Annotated in this window: 13 protein-coding genes; 3 read left to right on the top strand and 10 right to left on the bottom strand. The window is 70.9% G+C overall.

Translation table 11 applies throughout. The features are described from left to right. Window positions 1-126 precede the first annotated feature (126 nt). The 6 genes from ACZ39I_RS07800 to ACZ39I_RS07775 all read right to left on the bottom strand — a co-directional run bounded on the left by ACZ39I_RS07800 (window position 127) and on the right by ACZ39I_RS07775 (window position 8,722). Window positions 127-1,578: a glycoside hydrolase family 32 protein gene (locus ACZ39I_RS07800; RefSeq protein ID WP_467243571.1), complete on the bottom strand. Its 1,452-nt coding sequence runs from the start codon at window positions 1,576-1,578 to the stop codon at window positions 127-129. Between the two features lie 67 nt (window positions 1,579-1,645). Beyond that, window positions 1,646-3,946 (bottom strand): glycoside hydrolase family 3 N-terminal domain-containing protein, encoded by a 2,301-nt coding sequence (locus ACZ39I_RS07795; RefSeq protein ID WP_467244355.1) that lies wholly within the window; start codon window positions 3,944-3,946, stop codon window positions 1,646-1,648. Window positions 3,947-4,007: 61 nt separating this feature from the next. Then, a complete protein-coding gene (locus ACZ39I_RS07790) occupies window positions 4,008-4,895 on the bottom strand; it encodes a carbohydrate ABC transporter permease (RefSeq protein ID WP_467243570.1) in 888 nt (295 codons plus the stop codon). Between the two features lie 6 nt (window positions 4,896-4,901). Next, on the bottom strand, window positions 4,902-5,888 hold the full coding sequence (locus ACZ39I_RS07785) for a carbohydrate ABC transporter permease (RefSeq protein WP_467243569.1): 987 nt from the start codon (window positions 5,886-5,888) through the stop codon (window positions 4,902-4,904). A 34-nt stretch (window positions 5,889-5,922) separates the two neighbouring features. Beyond that, window positions 5,923-7,221 (bottom strand): extracellular solute-binding protein, encoded by a 1,299-nt coding sequence (locus tag ACZ39I_RS07780; RefSeq protein ID WP_467243568.1) that lies wholly within the window; start codon window positions 7,219-7,221, stop codon window positions 5,923-5,925. A 493-nt stretch (window positions 7,222-7,714) separates the two neighbouring features. Further along, window positions 7,715-8,722: a LacI family DNA-binding transcriptional regulator gene (locus ACZ39I_RS07775; RefSeq protein ID WP_467243567.1), complete on the bottom strand. Its 1,008-nt coding sequence runs from the start codon at window positions 8,720-8,722 to the stop codon at window positions 7,715-7,717. A 614-nt stretch (window positions 8,723-9,336) separates the two neighbouring features. Here ACZ39I_RS07775 and ACZ39I_RS07770 point away from each other — a divergent pair. Continuing rightward, window positions 9,337-12,240, top strand: coding sequence for an aminotransferase (locus ACZ39I_RS07770; RefSeq protein WP_467243566.1), 2,904 nt, complete (start codon window positions 9,337-9,339; stop codon window positions 12,238-12,240). A 27-nt stretch (window positions 12,241-12,267) separates the two neighbouring features. Continuing rightward, entirely contained in the window at window positions 12,268-13,272 is a 1,005-nt protein-coding gene (locus ACZ39I_RS07765) for a LacI family DNA-binding transcriptional regulator (protein ID WP_467243565.1), read from the top strand. An 87-nt stretch (window positions 13,273-13,359) separates the two neighbouring features. On the opposite strand, the gene ACZ39I_RS07760 is transcribed toward ACZ39I_RS07765, so the two are convergent. The 4 genes from ACZ39I_RS07760 to ACZ39I_RS07745 all read right to left on the bottom strand — a co-directional run bounded on the left by ACZ39I_RS07760 (window position 13,360) and on the right by ACZ39I_RS07745 (window position 19,888). Beyond that, on the bottom strand, window positions 13,360-14,427 hold the full coding sequence (locus ACZ39I_RS07760) for a LacI family DNA-binding transcriptional regulator (RefSeq protein WP_467243564.1): 1,068 nt from the start codon (window positions 14,425-14,427) through the stop codon (window positions 13,360-13,362). A gap of 123 nt (window positions 14,428-14,550) precedes the next feature. Continuing rightward, window positions 14,551-16,935, bottom strand: coding sequence for a beta-galactosidase (locus ACZ39I_RS07755; protein WP_467243563.1), 2,385 nt, complete (start codon window positions 16,933-16,935; stop codon window positions 14,551-14,553). Then, complete coding sequence (locus ACZ39I_RS07750) at window positions 16,935-18,692, bottom strand: beta-galactosidase (RefSeq protein ID WP_467243562.1); 1,758 nt, start codon at window positions 18,690-18,692, stop codon at window positions 16,935-16,937. Before ACZ39I_RS07750 ends, ACZ39I_RS07755 begins: the two co-directional genes overlap by 1 nt. A gap of 29 nt (window positions 18,693-18,721) precedes the next feature. Continuing rightward, window positions 18,722-19,888: an MFS transporter gene (locus tag ACZ39I_RS07745; RefSeq protein ID WP_467243561.1), complete on the bottom strand. Its 1,167-nt coding sequence runs from the start codon at window positions 19,886-19,888 to the stop codon at window positions 18,722-18,724. Window positions 19,889-20,020: 132 nt separating this feature from the next. On the opposite strand from ACZ39I_RS07745, the gene ACZ39I_RS07740 reads away from it, so the two are divergent. Further along, window positions 20,021-20,674 (top strand): helix-turn-helix transcriptional regulator, encoded by a 654-nt coding sequence (locus tag ACZ39I_RS07740; RefSeq protein WP_467243560.1) that lies wholly within the window; start codon window positions 20,021-20,023, stop codon window positions 20,672-20,674. Window positions 20,675-20,692 lie beyond the last annotated feature (18 nt).

Raw genomic sequence — 20,692 nt, 5'->3', positions numbered from 1 at the left:
TCCCTGTCAAGTACTTGTGTTCAGTGGGCCAGCTGATTAGGAGTACGAGTGGGCCTGCAACCACCTGCTCGACACCGCTGCGGCTTCGAGTCGGCTCCAGAGCGACGCCGTCGGCGTCAGTGCCGGCTACGCGGCGCCGGCACTCGGTTCCTTGATCACGAGCGGGTGCAGCTCCCATGCGTCGACCGCATAGCCGAGGCGCATACCCGGAGTGGCGCGGACCTGAAGTCGCCACGGGCCCTGCCCTGTGGGGTAGAAGCGCAGGGTGAGCACCTGGCCGGTGGCTGTCAGGAAGATCTCGGCGATGGAGTGGTCGACGACCACGCGCAGGTCGACGGGTCGATCGGTGGGGTAAGGCATCCGGTGAGAGCCGCCGTGGGCCCGGGTGTCCAGTGAGGCGTGCTCGCGGTCGACGACCAGTTCGCCCGCCTCGGTATCGAGGCGGATGTCCAGGTATTCCGAGCCGTCCGGGTCGGTGAGCAGGCGCAGACCGGCGTCTGCGGTGGGCTCCAGGCGGGCCGTCAGGTCGAATGCTCGGCCCACGCTGCCGAGATCGGCCGGCTGCGGGCCGTGTGTCTCGCCCGCGGCGTGGACGGTGTGCTCGCCGCGCAGGGCGAGCAGTTCGGCGGCGGGCTTCTGGTACAGCATGCCGTTGTCGTCGACGTGGATCTCACGGGGCAGGGTGAGAACGCCGGCCCATCCGTCTTTGACGGCCCAGGCTGGGGCGCGGGCTTCCCAGGACCAGCCCCACAGCAGCCATCTGCCGCCCGGTGCACGCAGCAGAGCGGGTGCGTAGCAGTCGGGGCCGTGGTCCACCCACACCGGTGAGCCGCCCTTGAACTGACCGTCGTACTCTTCGCCGATCAGGGCTGCGACGCGCATCGGGCCGGTGGATTCGGTCCAGGTGCTGAAGATGAGGGCGCCGAGTCCGGCGGCTGCCGGGACGTATTGGGGGCACTCCCAGCCCTCGCCGGTGAGCTCGTCGGTGCCGCCGATGGGCTCCGGGTGACGGGTGGCGAAGGGCCCTTGGTAGGTCCAGGTCTCCAGGTCGGGCGAGTCGTACAGGAGGGCTGCGCCGCGGCCGTCCGCGAGGGCGGCGCCGACCAGCATCCGCCAGGCGTCGCCTTCCCGCCAGACGTACGGGTCGCGGTACATGGTGCAGTCCTCGGGCAGCTCGGGGATGAGCAGTTCGCCCCGCGGGATGAAGGTCCGGCCGTCGTCGTGGGAGACGGCGGAGGTGACCGGCTGGTGCTGGGGCGAGCGGTTCTCGCGGTGCGCGGAGTAGAAGGCGACGAGGCGGTCGCCGTCGGAGACGGCGTTGCCGGAGAAGCAGCCGTCGGCGTCCACGCCGCCGGGGGTCGGGGACAGGGCGATCGCCAGCGGCTCCCAGCTCAGTAGGTCGGGGCTGCGGAAGTGGCCCCAGTGCATGTTCGCGTGGGTCGCTCCGTGCGGGTTGTACTGGTAGAAGACGTGGTAGTGGCCGTCGTGGAAGACCAGCCCGTTGGGGTCGTTGATCCAGTTGGCGGGCGGGCGCAGGTGCACGACGGGATAGTGCGGATCGCGGGGTGTAGCGGACACACGTGTGCCTTTCGGTATGGCAGACAGGGGCCCCGCCCAGCGGTGCCGAGGAACTGGGCGGTGGTCTTCAGACCCGGATGCGGAACCCCGTGCTCAGCTGCTGCTCCCGCCGTGAGCTGGGGCCCACGCGGAGGGCGAACTCGCCTGGTTCGACCACGCGGCGGTTGTCGGCCGTGACGAGTGAGCACCGCGAGGCAGGGATGCTGATGTTGACCTCCAGGCTTTCGCCGGGAGGGATTTCGACCTGGGTGAACCCCTTCAGCTCCTGCTCGGCCCAGGTGACGCTGGTCGTCAGGTCGCTGATGTATGCCTGGACCGTTTCCAGGGCCCGGCGGCTGCCGCTGTTGGTGAGCCGCACCGTGGCGTCGACGGTGCCGTCGCCCGGGACGTCATCCTCCCGCACGACAAGGTCGGAGTAGGTGACAGTGGTGTAGCTGAGACCCTCACCGAACGCGAACAGCGGGTCCTGGGTGAGATCCGCGTAGCGGTCGCCGTGCTGGCCACGCACCTGGTTGTAGAAGACCGGTTGCTGTCCGACGTGGCGGGCGAAGGAGACCGGGAGCCGGCCGCTGGGTTCGGTGAGGCCGAGGAGGAGTTCGGCGATGGCGCGGCCGCCGCGCATGCCCGGGTTGAACGCCTCGATGAGCGCTGCCGCGTTCAGTGCCGAGTCCGGCAGGGTGCTCGGCTTGGACTGGATCAGCACGACGATCATGGGGGTGCCGGTGGCGGCGACCGCGTCCAGCAGCGCGATCTGGCCTCCCTGGAGATCGAGGGTGGCCGTGGAGCGCACCTCGCCCGTCAGGGCGATGGTGTCCCCCACGACCACGACGGCGTAGTCGGCGGCCTCTGCCGAGGCGATGGCCTCCCGAAGCTGTGCCTCGTCGACCGGGGCGGGGGTGAAAACGGGGGGCTGCGGCTGGCCGTCGGGCCCGACGACCCACTGGTCGGGGTCGAAGGCTGGACTTTCGATGTCGGCTCCGCGGGCGTACATGACGGTCCAGTCGGCGGGGACGACGGCGCGCACGCCGTCCAGCACCGTCTCCACCGACTCCCGTGGGTGTCCTTCGGACATCCACGGGACCTGGCCGGTGGCGCCCGCCCAGTCGCCGAGCATGTCTTGCGGGCTGTCGGCGTTGGGGCCGATGACCGCGATCGTCCGCGGTGTGCCCTGGCCTGCGGCGCGGCCGGTTGCGTCCGCGGTCAGCCCGCCGTCCAGGGGCAGGATCCCCTCGTTGCGCAGCAGCACCAGGGAACGCCGGGCGGTCTCGAGATTCAGGTCGGCGTGTGCGCGGCAGCCGATCACCTGCGCCTGCCGTTCGGGGTCGGGGGCGCGGGGGTCCTCGAAGAGTCCGAGTTCGAACTTCAACCGCAGAACCCGCCGTACCGCGTCATCGATCTGTTTCTCCTCGACCAGTCCGCGGGCGACCGCCTCCTGGGCGCCCTCGAAGAACTGCGGTGTGGCCATGATGAGGTCGTTGCCGGAATTGACGGCGACCGCGGCCGCCTCGGCGTAGTCGGCGCAGGTCCGCTGGTCGTAGACCATCCGGCCGACGTTGTCCCAGTCGGTCACCAGCGTGCCGGTGAAACCCCACTCGCCCTTGAGCACGTCATTGATGAGCCACTGGTTCGCGGTGATGGGCACACCGTCGATCGACTGGTAGCCCAGCATGAAGCCGCGGCAGCCGGCCCGGGCCGCTTGCTCGAACGGGGGCAGGAACCACGAGCGCAACTTGCGGGGGCTGAGATCGGCTTCGCTGGCGTCGCGGCCGCCCAGAGTCTCGGAGTAGCCCGCGAAGTGCTTGGCGTACGCCAGCACGGCGGTGGGGTCGCCGAGGCCCTCACCCTGGTATCCGCGCACCATCGCCGCGCCCAGTTCGCCGATCAGGAACGGGTCCTCGCCGAACGTCTCGTTGATCCGGCCCCAGCGCAGGTCCCGGGTGATGCACAGCACCGGGGAGAACGTTCCGTGGATGCCGGTTGTCGCGATTTCGGTCGCGGACGCTCGGGCGACCCGGTGGACCAGGGAGGGATCCCAGGTGCAGGCCATGCCCAGCTGTGTCGGGAAGATGGTCGCGCCCGGCCAGAAGGAGTGGCCGTGGATGCAGTCGTCGGCTGTCAGCAGCGGGATGCCGAGCCGTGTCCGCCGGGCGCGTTCCATGGCCTCGGGCATCCGCGCCGGTGTCACGTGCAGGGCCGATCCGGCCAGCTTGGCCGACACGATGTCCTCGAGGTCGCCGTGTTGGGCGTCGAGCATCAGCAACTGCCCGACCTTCTCCTCCAAGGTCATCCGGGACAGCAGGTCCTCGGTTCTCGTTTCCACGGACGCGTCCGGATCCAGGTACACGGCAGAGCGGACCGGGTGTCCCACTATGGTCTCCAAGTCGTGAGTCGTCACAGGTCAGTGAGGTGACGGGGGTAGGCGGCGGGGGTTACTTCAGGCCGGTGGTGGCGATGCCGGCGACGAAGTGGCGTTGGAAGAGCAGGAAGACGACCATCACGGGGAGCAGGACGACGACGGCGCCGGCGAGGAGGACGCCGAAGCGGGTGAAGTCCTGTCCGCTGGAGGCCAGGGCGAGGCCGACGGGGAGGGTGTACTGGTCCTGGTTCTGGGCCACGACCAGGGGCCACAGGAAGTTGTTCCAGGAGCCCAGGAAGGTGATGATCCCCAGCGTGGCCAGGGCCGGCCTGGTCAGCGGCAGGATGATCTTCCAGTAGATGGCGAGTTCACGGCAGCCGTCGACGCGGGCGGCGTCGATGAGTTCGTCGGGCAGGGTGGAGATGAACTGCCGCATGAGGAACACCCCGAACGGGGCGGCCAGGAACGGCAGGATCAGCCCGAGCAGGGAGCCGGTCAGCTTCATGTTGGCCACCAGCACGTACAGGGGGACAAAGGTGACCAGGCCCGGCACCATCAGGGTGCCGATGACCAGGCTGAACACGGCACGCCGGCCTGGGAAGTCCAGCTTGGCCAGGGCGTAGCCGAGCATCGAGCAGAACAGCAGGTTGCCCGCGGTCACGGCCAGCGCCACGATCACCGAGTTGGCGAACATGGTCGTGAAGTCCAGGCTGCTGAACAGCTGCCGGTAGCTGCCCAGCGTGGGCGCGGTGGGGACCAGGACCGGCGGCACCTTCCGGATGTCCGCCTCGGGCTTGAAGGAGCCGGACAGCATCCACAAGAACGGCGTGGCCATCAGCAGCAGGCAGCCGAACAGCGGCAGATACAGCCAGGGATGGCCCCACTTCTGCCGGATACGACGACGCCGCAGAGTCCGGTCCGTGCCCGGCCCGGCCGTCCGAAGGGCGGAGAGAGTGCTCATGCGGCATCAGTCCTTGTCTCGCAGCACGCGGAACTGCAGCACGGTCAGCGCGATGATGAGGACGAAGACGACGTAACCGGCGGCCGACGCAACGTCGTAGTTGCCGTTGCCGAACTGGTTGTAGGCGTACATCGTGGCGGACAGGGTGGAGTCCAGCGGTCCGCCGTCGGTCATCACGAACGGCTCGTCGAAGAACTGCAGATAGCCGATACCGGTGGTGACCGCGGTCAGCAGCAGGGCCGGACGCAGCAGCGGAAAGGTGACCCGCCAGAACCGCTGCCATGCCCCGGCGCCGTCGAGTTCGGCCGCCTCCATCAGGGACTGCGGCACCGACTGCAGGCCCGCCAGCATGATGATCATGACGGTTCCGAGGTTGCGCCACACGGCCATCAGGATCATGACGGGGAGAGCGAACCGGGTGTCGGCCAGCCAGGCCGGACCGTCGATCCCGAACCAGCCCAGAACCGTGTTCACCAGCCCCGCCTGCGGCTCCAGCAGCGTCTTCCACACCACCGCGACGGCCACGACGCTGGTGATCACCGGGAGGTAGAAGCCGACCCGGAAGACGGCCCGGAAGCGGCCGATGCCGCTGTTGAGGGCGACCGCCGCGGCGAGCCCGGTGGCCAGCGTCAGCGGCAGCCCCACCACGACGAACACGGCCGTGTTGCGCAGCGCATGAACGAACTGCTCGTCCTCAAACAGCCGTACATAGTTGTCGACGCCGATGAACGACACGTTCAACGGGGTCCGCAGATCAGCGCTCTGGGTGTCGGTCAGGCTCATCAGGAGCGACCAGACGACCGGCACCAGCATGAACGCCAGGAACAGGGCGAGGAAGGGGGCCGCGAGGATCCACGCGGCCCGGGTCTGCCTGCCGCGCGCGGTGCTTCGGAGGGCGAGTCGCAGACGGCCCGCTCCCTTCTCGGGCCGTGCGGGGATCGGTTCGTGGGTGTCGCCCCGCCCAGGGAGCGTATTCGTGGACATGGATGTCATCCGTCCGTCCGAGGGGTGCTCACGTGGCGGCCGTTCAGCGGCCCGTGCCGATGCTGGTGGCCTTGGACTGCAGGTCCTGCTGCGCCTGGGCGACGGTGGCCTTGCCCAGGCTCAGCCTCTCCAGTTCGGAGTCGATGGCGTCGGCGACCTGCTGCCAGGTGGTGATGGCGGGCGGCGCCTTGCTGACCTTGAGCTGCTCGGCGAACGCCTGCATCGCCGCATCGTCGCTCAGCTTCGCCTCGTCCCACGCCCCCGGCGTGGCCGGAAGGGAACCCGTCGCCTTCGCGTAGGCGGCGAGGTTGGCCGGTTCGGTGAGGAACTGGGCGAACTTCCACGCTGCGTCGGAGTTCTTGGCGTCCTTGAACACCGCCAGGTCGCTGCCGCCGGCGAACCCGGCCGCCTGCTTGCCCGTCGGTAGCGGCATGGTCTTCCACTTGCCATCCAGCTTCGGGGCGTCTTTGCGGAGGCTGCCGCTGACCCACGCGCCGTCCTTGTAAACTGCGATCTGTCCGTCCTCAAAAGCCTGCAGGCTGTCCGTCTTGTCGGTCGGCGCCAAGCCCTCCTTGGGGACGCTCGCGTAGTACTCCAGCGCCTTGGCGACCGCCGGCGAGTCGAAGGTGAACTTCTTGGTGCTCGGGTCGTAGATGTCGCCGCCCTGCTGCCAGACCAGCGGCAGCAGGAAGATCCAGGAGTTGAAGCCGATCTGCCACCCGCTGGCATAGCGCAGCTTCGGGTTCTGCTTGCCCGCGGTGGCCTGGATGGCCTTCAGATCCTTCAGGTAACCGGCCCAGTCACTGGCGGGGGCGCCCGTGATGCCGGCCTTCGCCGCGAGGTCGCTGCGGTAGTAGACCGCCTGGGTGTCGGCGATGAACGGGACGCCGTAGGAGGTGTCCTTGTACTTCGTGGTGTCCCATTGACCCGGGTAGAAGTCCGACGACTTGATCGACGCCGGGGTGGCCTGGAAGCCGTTCATGCCGGCCATCTCGGCCATCCAGGTGGTGCCGATCACGGACATGTCCGGTGTGTTGCCCCCGGCGATGGCGGTGGTCAGCTTGTCGTGGGCGGAGGCCCAGGGCACCGGGGTGATCTGGACCTTCGCCCCGGGGTTCTGCTCCTCGAACTTCTTGGCCAGGCTCTCAAGGGACGTGTCGGGATCGCCCATGGACCACATGACGACCTTGCCGGTGGCCTTGCCGCTGCCCAGCTTCGCGGGGGCGTCCGCGCCGGGCCCGGAGTCGGCGCTGCGGCCGCATCCGGTGGCCACCAGGGCTGCCGTGACGGTGACGCACAGGACCTGGACTGTTCTGACGGTGTGACGAGTAGGCGTACGCATAGTGCGGCTCCTTGCCATTGAGCGAAACAGACGCGGGGGGCGGCGAAGGGGAAGAGTGAGGCCGGGCGGGTGCCCGGAGGGGCCGGCTCGCGAAGTGGAGACCGTCCGCGGTGACAGCGGCGTCGAAGGTCATCCACAGGTCGCGGCTGGAGTGTCCGTCCCGGAGCGGTAGCGGCCGGGCAGGGGTGGGCCAGGCGTGCCGTTCGGTGTGCCGGATGAGGGAGGCGCCGACGGAAAGGGCACCTCGGTGGTGACGCGCGATCAGGGTTGCGCGTGCAGGGTGGTGAGGCTGCCGATAGTCGAACAGGCCGGTCGTGCCGGTGCGTGCACCGGCTTCAGGTTGAGCTGGAGGACCTACTGGCCTGCGCGAGGTCCGGTGGCGTCAGTTCCATGTCGGGAGGTGGTCCGTCTCCGCCTGCGGGGCTGGGCAGGAGCGGCGGAGACGGACGCTTCGATGGGGCCCCGACGCCGTACGCATCGCGATGGCAGGGCGTCAGTCCGGGCTCGGCCGTAACGTCGAGCCGCGGACCACAAGACTGGTCGGAATGGTGCGCGAGGGGACGGCTTGCGGTGATCCGCGCACGTGGTCCAGCAGCAGACGCGCCGCCGCCTCGCCCATCTCCCGCATGGGCTGGCGGATGGTGGTCAGTGCCGGATAGGTGTACGAGGCCATCTCGACGTCGTCGAAGCCCACCACGGCGACATCCTGGGGAATCGACAGGCCTGCCTCGTGCAGGGCGGTGAGCGCGCCGGCCGCCGTGGGATCGTTGTGCGCGAAGACCGCGTCGAACTCCAGGCCGTCCGCGAGAGCGCGGGCGACCGCGCTCCGGCTCTCGTCGAACTGGAAGTCCCCGCAGACGATGCCGCGTGGATCGACCTCGATCCCGGCCTGCGCGTAGACGTCGACGAAGCCGCCCAGCCGTTCCCGGGTACAGCCGAACACCTCGGGACCGGTGACCACCAGAGGACGATGCCGCCCGATCTCCAGCAGGTGCTGCGCTGCCTGCGCACCCCCCTCCCGGTTGGTGGTGGCCACATAGGGGAACCCCGGCCGCTGGAAGCGGTCGTCTATCAGCACGACCGGCAGCCCCGCTTCGTGCAGTTCGGTGATGTAGCCCATGGCGCCCTCGGGCTCTATCACCAGCAGACCGTCGAACGACTTGGCAGCGACCTGCAGACCCAGGCGGCGCAGTGATTCCTCTCCGCGGTTCCAGGTCAGCATGCGCAGTCCGAAGCCCTCGGCCTCCAGGGTCTCGATGACCGCCTGCACGATGCCGGCCCAGGCCCAGGCCAGGTCAGGGACCAGCATGCCGATCATCTGTGTCGTGCCGCGGGCGAGGCCGACCGCACCGGCACTCGGCACATAGCCGAGCTCCGAGATCGCCTTGCGGACCTTCAGGACGGTGTTCTCGTTGATCTCACCCTTGCTGTTGAGCACGCGCGAGACCGTCGTTTTGCTGACACCGGCCCGGGCGGCCACGTCGGCGATGGTGACTCCCATGCCACCTCCTTCCTCCATGCAGCGGCGGGATCGTCCTCCCGCACCGAAGGGCCGATCGTACAGAGCCTGCGGAACCGATACCGGGAACGGTTCCGGAACCGGTTTCGGAACCGGTTCCGGCAGTGAAGCACCGAGCGGCTCGGGCCGTCAACACATCGGAATCAACTCGTTTACAGAGAATTTCCAAGCCTCGCCCACCCCGCCGCCGGGGCACCCTGCCGGAAGCGGTCGTCAGCAGTCCTCGCAGGACCTTCCGCGCCCGGACGGCGAGCGGCCCAGCAGCCGCGTCGGCGTCGCCGCCCCATTGGCAGCGCAGTGAAAAAGAGGGTGCGCGTCGGCCCGCTCGAACCTGCTGAGCGGGCCGACGCCGCTGTGTGCCGGCAGCCCCACACCGCGGGCACACAAGGGACAAGCCACCGTGGGCCGCCGCCGCGGCTCCCCAGGGACCCATCGTGGGGGTAACCCGTATCCCACGAGGTAATCCTCGTGAGTTGTGACGCGTGGGACAGAGCCACCATTGACCGGGGAAGACGGTTCGTCCTACCGTCGTCGCACGATGTGCCGGAACGTTCCGGCAGAGCAGCGGCGCCTCGCCGCGGAAGCGGAGCGGACCCATGGGCCTGCCGTCCACCGACTGGCTGGTGCGACCCGTCGCACCGATCGACGAAGCCGCCGCGTCGGCCGTGCTGGCGACCCGGTTCGGGGTGCGGGGCACCGTGCGGGACCTGGGCAGCCAGCAGGACCGCAACTACCGGGTGCGCGGCGAGACGGGGGAGTACGTCCTCAAGGTCGCCAACCCCGCCACCCGGACGGCCGAGCTGCGGGCCCAGTGCGACGCCGTGGAGCACCTGGCGCGTGCGCTGGCCGGCCTCCGGCTGCCCCGGGCGGTCCCCGGCGCCGACGATGACGTGGTGCAGCCCTTCCGCGTGGACGAAGCCGAACTGGACTGTCGGCTACTGGAGTTCGTGCCGGGCGAGCCGATCATGGACAGCCGCTATCTCGCCCCCGCCGTCGTCGCCCGCCTCGGCGAACTCGCCGGGCAGGTCGCCGCGGCCCTCGCCGGTTTCACCGCTCCCGACCCCGGCCGCTTCCGGCCGTGGGACCTGCGCAACGCCCTCGACGTGGTCGAGGCCCTCGCCCCGCACTGGCCCGACCGGACCCGCGCCGACCAGGTGCTGAACGCCGCCCGCACCGCGTACGCCCTCGTGGAGCCGCACGCCAAGGACCTGCCGGTCCAGTTCGTGCACGGCGACCTCACCGACAACAACGTCGTCTGCGAGACGGCGAGGGACGGCCGGCGGATGCCCGTCGGAGTGATCGACTTCGGGGACCTCGGCACCGGCTGGACCGTGGCGGAGCTGGCGGTCACCTGCACCTCCGTCCTGCATCACCACGGCGCCGGACCCGCCTCGGTCCTGCCCGCCGCCCGCGCCTTCGACGCCGTACGCCCGCTCTCCGACGCCGAGTCGGCCGTACTGTGGCCGCTCGTCGTGCTGCGGGCGGCCGTCATGGTGGTCAGCGGGCAGTACGACGTCCTCAAGAGCCCCGGCAACGGCTACGCCACCGCCGCCCTGGACCGGGAGTGGGCCATGTTCGAGTCGGCCGTCTCGGTCCCGGCGGAGGTGATGACGGCCCAGCTGCGGGAGGCACTCGGCCGCCCCCTGCCCCAGGTCGCCGTCGCACCCGCCCACCGCATGCTGCCGGATCTGCCCGAGGACATACCGGTCCTCGACCTCTCCTCGCAGAGCGACGACCTGCACACGGGCCGATGGCTGGACGCGGACGCCGAAGCCGCCCTGGCCTCAGGCCGGCCGGCGGCCCGCACCCGGCACGGCGAGTTCCGCATGACCCGGACCACGATCGACACCACGGACGCCCCGGCGACCTGCGCCCTCGCGGTGAACGTCCATCTCGCGGACGCCCGGGAGGTGCACGCGCCCTGGGCGGGCACGCTCACCCGCCACGCCGACGGCACGCTCGACCTGCGCGGCGAGGGACCGGTCCTGTGGCTGTCCGGCATCGCCGACCCGGCCGCATCCGGTCCGATCGCCGCCGGACAGCGCCTCGGCACCGTCGCCGAGCGGGACGGCAGACACACCCTCGGAATCCAGCTGTCGACCCTGGCCGACCGGCGGCCCCCTCGGTTCGCGCCCCCGGCCCTGGCCGCCGGCTGGCTCGCGGTGAGCCCGGATCCGACGGCACTGATCACCGGGCGGGACGCGGGGGAGGCGTCTGCCGACCAGGATCTTCTCGACCGCCGCGACCGAGCCTTCGCCGGCGTCCAGGAGCACTACTACGACGAGCCGCCCCGCATCGAACGCGGCTGGCGCCACCACCTCGTCGACACCCAGGGCCGCGGCTATCTGGACATGCTCAACAACGTGACCATCCTCGGCCACGGGCACCCCGGGCTGAGCGACGCCGTGCACCGGCAGTGGCGCCGCCTCAACACCAACTCCCGCTTCCACTACGGCTCGGTGGTCGAACTCTCCGAGCGGCTCACCGCGCTCCTGCCCGCGGAACTGGACACCGTCTTCCTGGTCAACAGCGGCTCCGAGGCCGTGGACCTCGCCCTGCGCCTGGCCTGGGCGGCGACCGGACGGCAGGACACGGTCGCGGTCGAGGAGGCGTACCACGGATGGACGTACGCCAGTGACGCGGTCTCCACCTCGATCGCGGACAACCCGAACGCCCTGTCCTCACGCCCGAGTTGGGTCCACACCGTGGCCGCCCCCAACTCCTACCGCGGCCGCCACCGCGGTGCCGAGGCACGGCGGTACGGCCCCGAGGCCGCCGCGCGGATCACCGAACTCGCCGCCCAGGGCCACCGGCCCGCCGCCTTCATCTGCGAGCCCTTCTACGGCAACGCGGGCGGCCTCCCGCTGCCCGACGGCTACCTCCGGCAGGTCTACGACGCCACCCGCGCCGCTGGCGGTCTGTGTATCGCGGACGAGGTACAGGTCGGCTACGGCCGACTCGGCACCCACTTCTGGGGGTTCGAGCAGCAGGGTGTGGTGCCGGACATCGTCACCGTCGCCAAGGCGATGGGCAACGGGCACCCGCTGGGCGCGGTGATCACGCGGCGGGAGATCGCCGACGCCTACCGCACGCAGGGCTACTTCTTCTCCTCGGCCGGGGGCAGCCCGGTCAGCAGCGTGGTCGGGCTGACCGTGCTGGACGCGTTGCGCGACGAACGGCTCCAGGACAACGCCCTGGAGACGGGCGGGTACCTGAAACGGCGGCTGGAGGAACTCGCCGCCCGGCACCCGCTGATCGGCGCGGTGCACGGCTCGGGGCTGTATCTGGGCGTCGAGTTCGTCCGGGACCGCGAGACCCTGGAGCCGGCCACCGAGGAGACCGCCGCGATCTGCGACCGGCTGCGCGAGCTCGGCGTGATCGTCCAGCCGACCTCGGACCGCCAGTGCGTGCTGAAGATCAAGCCACCGCTGTGTCTGACCCGCCAGAGCGCCGACGTGTTCGCCGCCGCCCTGGACGACGTGCTGACCCACGGCTGGTGAGGCAGGGTGCCGACCAGGAACCCCCGTATGCCGACCAGCAGCCCCCACATGCCGACCCGACCGGGCGCGCCCGCCACTCTCGCCGACGTCGCCCGCGGTGCGGGGGTCTCCACGACCACCGCGTCGGACGCCCTGCGGGGCCACGGCCGGGTGTCCGACGCGACCCGCCAGGCAGTTCTGGACGCAGCCGTGCGCCTCGGATACACGCCCAACAAGAGCGCCCGCACCCTGCGCACCTCCGTGACGGACACCATCGCGCTGCACATCCCGGAGTTCCTCACCAGCGCCGAGTACTACATGTCGTTCGTGTTCGGCGTCGCCGAACAGGCCGCCCGCGCCGGGCTGAACGTGACCCTGGTGTCCTCCGGCCGTCTCCCGCAGGCCGACGGGCTGATCCTGTGCGACCCGATGCCGGACAACCCTGTCGTGGACCAGCTGATGAACGCGGGGCTCCCGGTCGTCACGGCCGAGCGCTACGGCGGCGACGGACAACCCGCCGGTGTGGTCTGGTCCGACCACGAGACGTCCCTGACGGAACTCCTCGACCACCTGCGCGCGAGGGGTGCCCGCCGGCCCGCGTTCATCGCCTCCGACACCACCGCCGACTGGGCCCTCACCCTCCAGCGCACCTACGCCCACTGGTGCGCCGAGCATGACACCCAACTGCTGTTGCGCAAAGCGCCGTTCGGCTCCTCGCCCGAGGCGCTCCGGGGGGTCGTAGGGGAGTTGCTCGCCGCGGACCCGGGGACCGATGCGATCGTGTGCGCGGCCGACGGGGCCGCGGCGGCCGTCCTGCCCGAGATCCGCTCGGCGGGCCGGGTCGTGGGCGAGGACCTGCTGCTGGCGTCCTGCGTCGACAGCCCGGCGATGCGCACCGCGGAACCCCCGATCACGGCGATCGACCTGAAGCCCCGTCACATGGGCGCGGAGTGCGTCCGGTTGCTCTGCGAGATACTCGCCGGCCAGGCCCGGCGCGGCACGGCCCGCACCCTGGCCATCGACATGATCGTCCGGGCGTCCACGGGTTCGTGACGCGTCAGGAGCGGGGCCGCTGCGCTCTCACCGCCCCGGCGCCGCCCCGCTGCGCTCTCACCGCCCCGGCGCCGCCCCGCTGCGCTCTCACCGCCCCGGCGCCGCCCCGCTGCTCGCGCGCACCACGAGGTCGACGGGGACGAGCGACTCGGGCCCCGGCGGCGAGGCCGAGTCGTCGATCCGGCTCAGCAGAAGCCGCAGGGACCGGGTGCCGATCTCCGCGAAGTCCGTGCGCACGGTCGTCAGCGGCGGCAGCAGATGCGCCGCCTCGGGGATGTCGTCGTAGCCCACCACGCTCACCTCGCCCGGCACCGAGCGGCCCGCCTCGTGCAGGGCGTGCAGGACGCCGAGGGCCATCTGGTCGTTGGACACGAACACCGCGGTGACGTCCCCGCGCCGGGCCAGTCGGCGCCCCAGGTGGTAGCCGGAGTCGGCGCTCCAGTCCCCGAACAGCGGTTCCGGGACCGGCGCGCCGGCCGCCTCCAGCGTGGTGCGCCAGCTCGCCAGCCGCTGGTCGGCGGAGGTCCAGCCGCTCGGGCCCGCGATGTGCCAGACGGTGGAGTGGCCGAGTCGCAGCAGATGCTCGGTGGCTTTGCGGGCGCCCTCCCGTGAGTCGCCGGTGACCCGCTCGGTCTCGGCGTCGAAGCCGTTCTCCAGCACCACCAGCGGGGTGTCCAGATGAGCGTCCGCCAGGGCGTGGCCCACCCACAGCTGGGGGGCGATGGCGATCACCCCGTCCGCGCCCTCGGCGGAGAGCCGGTCGACCGCCTCGACGACCGTGTCGTGCTCGGCCGTGTCCAGGGCGATGGAGCTGAGCAGATAACCGGCCTCCTGGGCGGCGGTGTTGATCGCGGTCAGGATCGCCGACGGTCCGTAGCGTGCCGCGTCGAAGCTGATGACCCCGACCATCCGGGTCCGCCCGCTGGCCAGCGACCGAGCGCTGCGGCTGGGCCGGTAGCCGAGCGTCCGCATCGCCGTCAGGACCGCCTCGCGGGTCTCGGGGCGGACCGACGGATGCTCGTTGAGCACCCGGGAGACGGTCTGCTTGGAGACACCGGCCAGCCGGGCCACATCGTCCATCACCGGACGCGAGCCGGCGAAGTTGCGTCGGCTGCGCCCCTTCGGCACGGCTCCCTCGGCGGCGCTTGGGGTCATGGTGGCGGTTTCCTCGACGTGGTGGGGGCGGGTGGTACGGCGGCGGTCCCGGCCCGCCCGGGGAGCACAGCATAGGCGGGCCGGTACCGGGAATCCGGCGGCGGCATGGGGCTCCGGGGCAGGTCAGCCCGCCGGCACCGACCGGGTGTGCCGGATGATCCACTCGGCGTGCGTGACGGTGGCCGTCTCCCGGGCACCGTGCGCCTGTTCGGGCAGATGGACCGGCGCCTGCGCGTGCAGCGGCAGCACCCGCAGCCGCAGACCCCCGGCGCGCAGCGCGTCGGCCGGCAACCGGTCCAGGCCGATGTCCCAGACCCGCCCGCCCCAGAACTGGTCGGCGACCAGCGTGTCTCCCACGTACGCCCGCCCCACGTCTCCGTTCCACCGCAGCCGCAGCAGCGTCCCGGCAGGCAGCCCGTCCGGCACCGCGACGTGGTACTCGGCGGCCACGGTGTCGAAGTACTTGTCGGCCGGCGCACTTGCCCGGTCCAGGACACCGGTGACGGTCTCGGGGGCGGGCCCGGCGGCCCGTACGAGGGTGACCTCGGGCGCGGATACCTCGACGGCCGGTGCTGCCGGGACCGCGTAACGGGTGAACACCCCGTCCGTGACCGCCTCCGCGGTCACCCCGTCCACCACGGGCGGCCGCTCGGGCGCGGGCAGCGCGGCGAACGACGTCGCCGCCCCCGAGCCGTGCAGCCGTACCTCGTCCCGGTCGAAGACCACACCGTCCCCGCTCAGCACCAGCCGCTCGGCACCCCATGCCTCGCCCCGGTAGACGGTACGGGCCGTCGCCGCGTCCAGCACCAGCAGCCCGACCCGGCCGCCCTCGGCGGTGTCCACCTTCACGAGGGCGCCGGTGCCGGGACGCAGTCCGGTCACCAGCAGCCGGTCGCCGACCGGGGTGACATCGCCGGTGGGCGTGTGCACCACCGAGACCGTGGCCGCGTCCAGGGCGAGTTCGGGCGCGATGCCGTCGGTCGCGGCCAGCACCAGGACCGTACGGCCGTCCACGTCGACCGTGCACACCGGCTGGGCGGTGGCCCACTCCAGCCGCAGACCGGCCACGTCGAGCCGCAGCGGCCAGCAGAAGTACGCACCGCTCGGAACCGTGACGGGTGTGCTGGGCAGGGGCAACCCGCCCTCGGATGACGGAAATTCGACCGTGAAAGAGGTCTCCGGGTGGTCCGGCAGCTGTTCGTGCGGCTGGTGGTTGTTGACGAACAGGAAGCCCGAGGCGCCGTCACCGCGCACCGCCCAGCGCAGGCTCTCCCGGTCGAACTGCCCCTCCGGCCGCCGCTCGGGCAGCGCCGACTCCATGGGCGCGATCAGTTGCCCGAAGTCCGCCAACAGCAGGTGCTGGAGCCGCAGTTCGTGATAGGTCCGCCGGTACTGGCCGTACTCGCCGAGCGGGGCCTGGAAGTCGTACGTCAGGACCGGCAGGTCGTTCGGATAGCCGGTGGCGTGCGACTCCTGCAGGGTGCTGAGCTCACCCGCCGGGTTGGTGCCGCCGTGGAACATGTAGTAGCCCTGCCAGACCGAGCCGCAGCCGATCTTGGTGAGGCCGAGCGCGCCGATGTCGTCGGGATCGACGTACGGCCGACGGTGGTACGACACCGCCATGCCGCCGCCCAACTCGCAGGTGGCCCAGGGGAACCGGTCCGCGAAGGCGTCCGGCTCGCTGCCCCGCACGCTGACCGGGCGCAGGTCGGATCCGATGCCCTCGTCGTCGCGCTGGTGGGTGAAGAAGAAGTGCTTGCGGCAGGTGTCGGGCCAGCCGCCGTCGGCCTCGGTCCAGAAGGCCTCGGTGTAGCCGCCGTACAGCGGAAGCAGTTCGTCCGGCGGGAGTTGCACACCGCCCCAGGCGGTCGACGTCCACAGGGGGGCGCTCAGGCCGGCCTCCTGGGCCATCCGCTTCAGCGTGAGCAGATGGCCGGGCTGGTCGTAGAGCTCGTTCTCGATCTGGATCGCCACGATCGGGCCGCCGTGAGCTCGGTCGAGGCCGCTCAACTGCTCGGCGATCGCCGCGAACCAGGGGCGTACGGCATCCAAGTACACCGGGTCGTCGGTGCGGGGCACGCAGTCGCGGGCCAGGACCCAGTCGGGCAGACCGCCGCCCCGGACCTCCGCGTGCGACCAGGGGCCGACACGGGGGATGAAGTCCAGGCCGTGCCGGGCGCACAGCTCGGCGAAGCGGCGCAGGTCACGGTCGCCGTCGAAGCGGGTACGGCCCTCGATCTCCTCGTGGTGGATCCAGATGAGGTAGCTGGCGACGGCCGTGACCCCGCCCGCCTTCATCTTCAGCAGCTCCTCCTCCCACTCCCCGGCCGGATAGCGGGAGTAGTGGAACTCGCCGGAGACCGGGAACCAGGGACGGCCGCCACGGGTGAGCCAGCGGCTGGTCACCTCGATCGGGTCGGGCACCCCGGGGGCGTCCGCGAAGGGCAGGTGCTCGGTCAGCGGAGGCCCGGCGGGGGAGGGGAGGCGCAGGTGGTGTGGGCGGGACATCAGTCGCTCTCCGGTCCGAGGTCGGGCGTGTCGGTGAGCCGGGCGCGCGTGCCGGTGGTGGCGTGCAGCTCGAGCAGGACCAGCTCGTTGGTGCCGGAACGCAGGACGGGCGCGGGGACGTACAGCGTGTGCTGCGGGCCCCGGTTCCAGTAACGGCCGAGGTGGAAGCCGTTGACCCAGGCCTGGCCCTTGGTCCAGCCGGGCAGCGAGAGGAAGGTGTCCGCCGGGCTGTCCACCTCGAAGGTGCCCCGGTGGAAGGCGGGCACCGCGTCCGTGGTCGCCCCGGACGGCCCGAACGGCACGGCGGCCAGGTCGTCCAGCGGCACGGCCCGGCACTCCCAGCCCCGCAGCTCGGTGCCCTGGAAGGACACCGGGCCGAGCAGCCCCTTCGGCGCCCCGATGCGCGGCCCGTAGTTGACCCCGCCCATGTTCTCCACGAGCACTTCGAGAACGGCACCGGCGTGCGGCACCCGCACAGCTAGGGTCTCGTCGTGCCGCTCCCGCTCCAGTACGCCCGCCGAGGCGCCGTCGACGAAGACCTGAGCCCGGTCGCCGACCCCGCCGGGGAAGTGCAGCAGACCGTCGCCCGAGCCGGGCAGCGTGGTGCGGTAGAGCATGTAACCCGTGTGCACGCCGAGCTCGTTCATCGTCGCCGGGGCTTCGGTGCTGGTCGGCGGAAGTCCGCGGACATACGACAGCAGCGGCGCCCGGTGATCCAGGTCCACGTCTGTGACCGGGAGTTTGGGCGCGGGCGCCGGGGCCGGCTCGTCGGGCGTGGCCGTGTGCCGGGCGATCACCTCGCGGAACGCGTGGTACTTGGGGCCGGGGTCGCCGCTCTCGGTGAGCGGGGCGTCGTAGTCGTAGGACGTGACGGTGGGCTCGTAGGCGTGTTTGTGGTTGGCGCCGTTGGTGAAGCCGAAGTTGGTGCCGCCGTGGAACATGTAGATGTTGACCGAGGCGCCGGCCGACAGCAGCCGGTCCAGGTCGGCCGCGGCGTCGGCGGCCGGCCGTACGTGGTGCGGGCCGCCCCAGTGGTCGAACCAGCCGACCCAGAACTCCGAGCACATCAGCGGACCCTCGGGCTGATGCGCGCGGAGCGCGGCCAGGTTCTCCTCGACCCGGCTGCCGAAGGTGACCGTGGCGAGCGTGCCCGGGAGGGTGCCGGCCGCCAGGTGCCCGGCGTTGGCCTGGTCGCAGGTGTACAGCAGCTCCTCGACACCGCGCTCGCGCAGCGCTTGGTGGACATGCTTGAGATACGCGGTGTCGTCGCCGTACGCCCCGTACTCGTTCTCCACCTGCACGGCGATCACCGGACCGCCGTGCGCAGCCATGAACGGCCTCAGCGCGGGCAGGAGTTGGTCCAAGTAGCCGTCGAACGCCGCCGTGAAGCGGGGGTCGCTGCTGCGCAGCCGGATGTCGGGGTCCGCGAGCAGCCAGGCGGGCAGACCGCCGTCGTCCCACTCGGCGCAGATGAACGGCCCCGGGCGCAACAGGACGTGCAGGCCCTCGTCCTGGGCGAGGCGCAGCCAGCGGGGCAGATCGAGGAAGCCGTCCAGGACGAGCCTGCCCGGTTCGGGTTCGTGCAGGTTCCAGGGCAGATACGTCTCGATGGTGTTGAGGCCCATCAGCCGCGCCTTGCGCAGCCGGTCGCTCCACTGGTCGGGATGGATACGGAAGTAGTGCATGGCCCCGGAGATGATCCGGAACGGCTCACCGTGCAGGAGGAATCCGTCGGAGGACGTTGTCAGAGCGGGCATGCGGGGCATCCCTTCGAGTCAGCGGGAATTCAGTCGGTTCGGGTACTGCGGACGAGCCAGAGGGTGGCGGCCAGGCACAGCGCCGAGACACCGCTCAGCAGGAGTGGCACGGCCCGGATCCCGGACCACTCGATGGCCTTGCCCAGCGCCGGTCCCGCCGCCACACCGCCGATCATCGAGGCGGCGATGACCAGCGCGCCGGCCCGTCGGGCACCCGGGGCGGCCCGGTGCAGCCAGGGCAGGCCGGTGGGAAAGATCGGCGCGATGAACAGCCCGACACCCGCATACGCGTACGGCGCCAACTCCCGTACGGACGCCAGGAGCAGACAGGCCGTCATACCCGCGCAGGACACGGTGATGATGGTCTGCGCCGAGAACCGCAGGGCGATCGGGGCGACCAGGAAGCGGCCCAGCGTCATCATCAGCCAGTAGACGGAGGTGGCGGTCGCGGCCACCCCGGCCCCGTATCCCACGGTCTCCAGATGGGTGGGCTCCCAGCCGCCGACGCCCGCCTCGATGCCCACGTGCAGGACGTAGAGGGCGACGAACACCGAGAGCACCGAGGCCAGGCTGCGGCCGAGCGCGCCGGGGGAGTCGGGAGGTGCGCCGGACGGCTGGGGCGCCCGGTTGCGTACGCCCTTCAGGCACAGCAGCAACGGCAGGTTGGCGAGCGCGAAACCGAGGAAGACCGCCGGATAGTGCTCGGCACCCACCACGCCGATCAGCGCCGGACCGAGGATCGCGCCCACTCCGAAGTGCGCGTTGAGGATGTTCAGCATCGCGGTGGACCGGTGGCCGAAGCCCACCGCGAACAGTTGGTTCAGGCCGTAGTCGATGCCGCCGAAACCGAGACCGGCGAGCAGCGCCGCGGTCAGGGCGGTGGGCCAGTTCGGCGCGAGCGCGAAACCCGCCGCGCCGAGCGCCATCAGCAGGTACGAGGCGCCCAGGATCCGCCGGTTGCCGATCCGGCCGAAGAGCCGGTCGAACAGCAGGACGCCGGCCACCCCGCCGACGAAATGGGCGCTGAGACCGAGCCCCGCTGCCGAGGGAGACAGCCCGAACTCCTCGCGGAACGCGGGGATCGCCGGACCGTACAGCGCCTGGAGCGCGCCGATGAGCACGAAACCGACGCAGGAGGCGACCACTGCGACCGGGCTGAAGACCGGAGTGCGCGCGGGCGCCAGCGTCGAGGACATGGAGCTGATGTTACCGGTAACATCAAGGTCGTCAAGATCCATGGACAAAGACGGGAAGGAGGGCAGAATTGGACTGGTAGTCCAGTGTCTGGATTGCTAGTCTAGAGAGACTGGTGGGGGTGGGAGGACCTGATGGAGACCGAGCGGGACGCGATCATCGCAGCGCTCACGTCGGTCGTCGGCGGGATCGCGGCGACCTTCGGGCCGGTGTGCGAAGTGGTTCTGCACGACTACCGGAAGCCGGAGAACTCGGTGGTGGCCATTGCCGGCTCGGTGACCGGGCGCGCGGTCGGCGGGGCGATGAGCGAGATCGGCATGCGGATGCTCGCCCGCGGCGACGAGGCGGCCGACGAGCTGAACTACGTCACGCGAACCGATACCGGCAAGCTGGTCAAGTCCTCGACGATGCTGCTGCGGGACTCCTCGGGCGCGGTCTTCGGTGCGCTGTGCGTCAATGTCGACGTCACCGCGGCGAGTGAGGTCCATGCCCTGCTGGGAGCCCTGGTCGGGACCGGCGCGCCTCCCGAGGAACCGCCCGTCACCACCTTCGGTGACGACATCGACTCCGTCGTCGACGTCATGCTCGATACGCACCGGCATCAGTCGTGGGCACTGCTCGACCGCGCCGGACGCCTGGACCTGTTCCGCAGCCTGGACGAACGGGGCGTGTTCGCGGTCCGGCGGGCGATCGAGCAGGTGGCCGGACGGCTCGGGATCTCCCGCGCCTCCGCCTACAGCTATCTGTCCCAGTCCAGAAAACAGGCGAACACCGGAGGGCACTCGTGACGACCACGGGAAGGCTTT

The sequence above is a fragment of the Streptomyces sp. NPDC024687 genome, from assembly GCF_055559055.1.
Note: the sequence above shows the minus strand (reverse complement) of the source record. Positions and strands in the feature narration are given on the sequence as shown.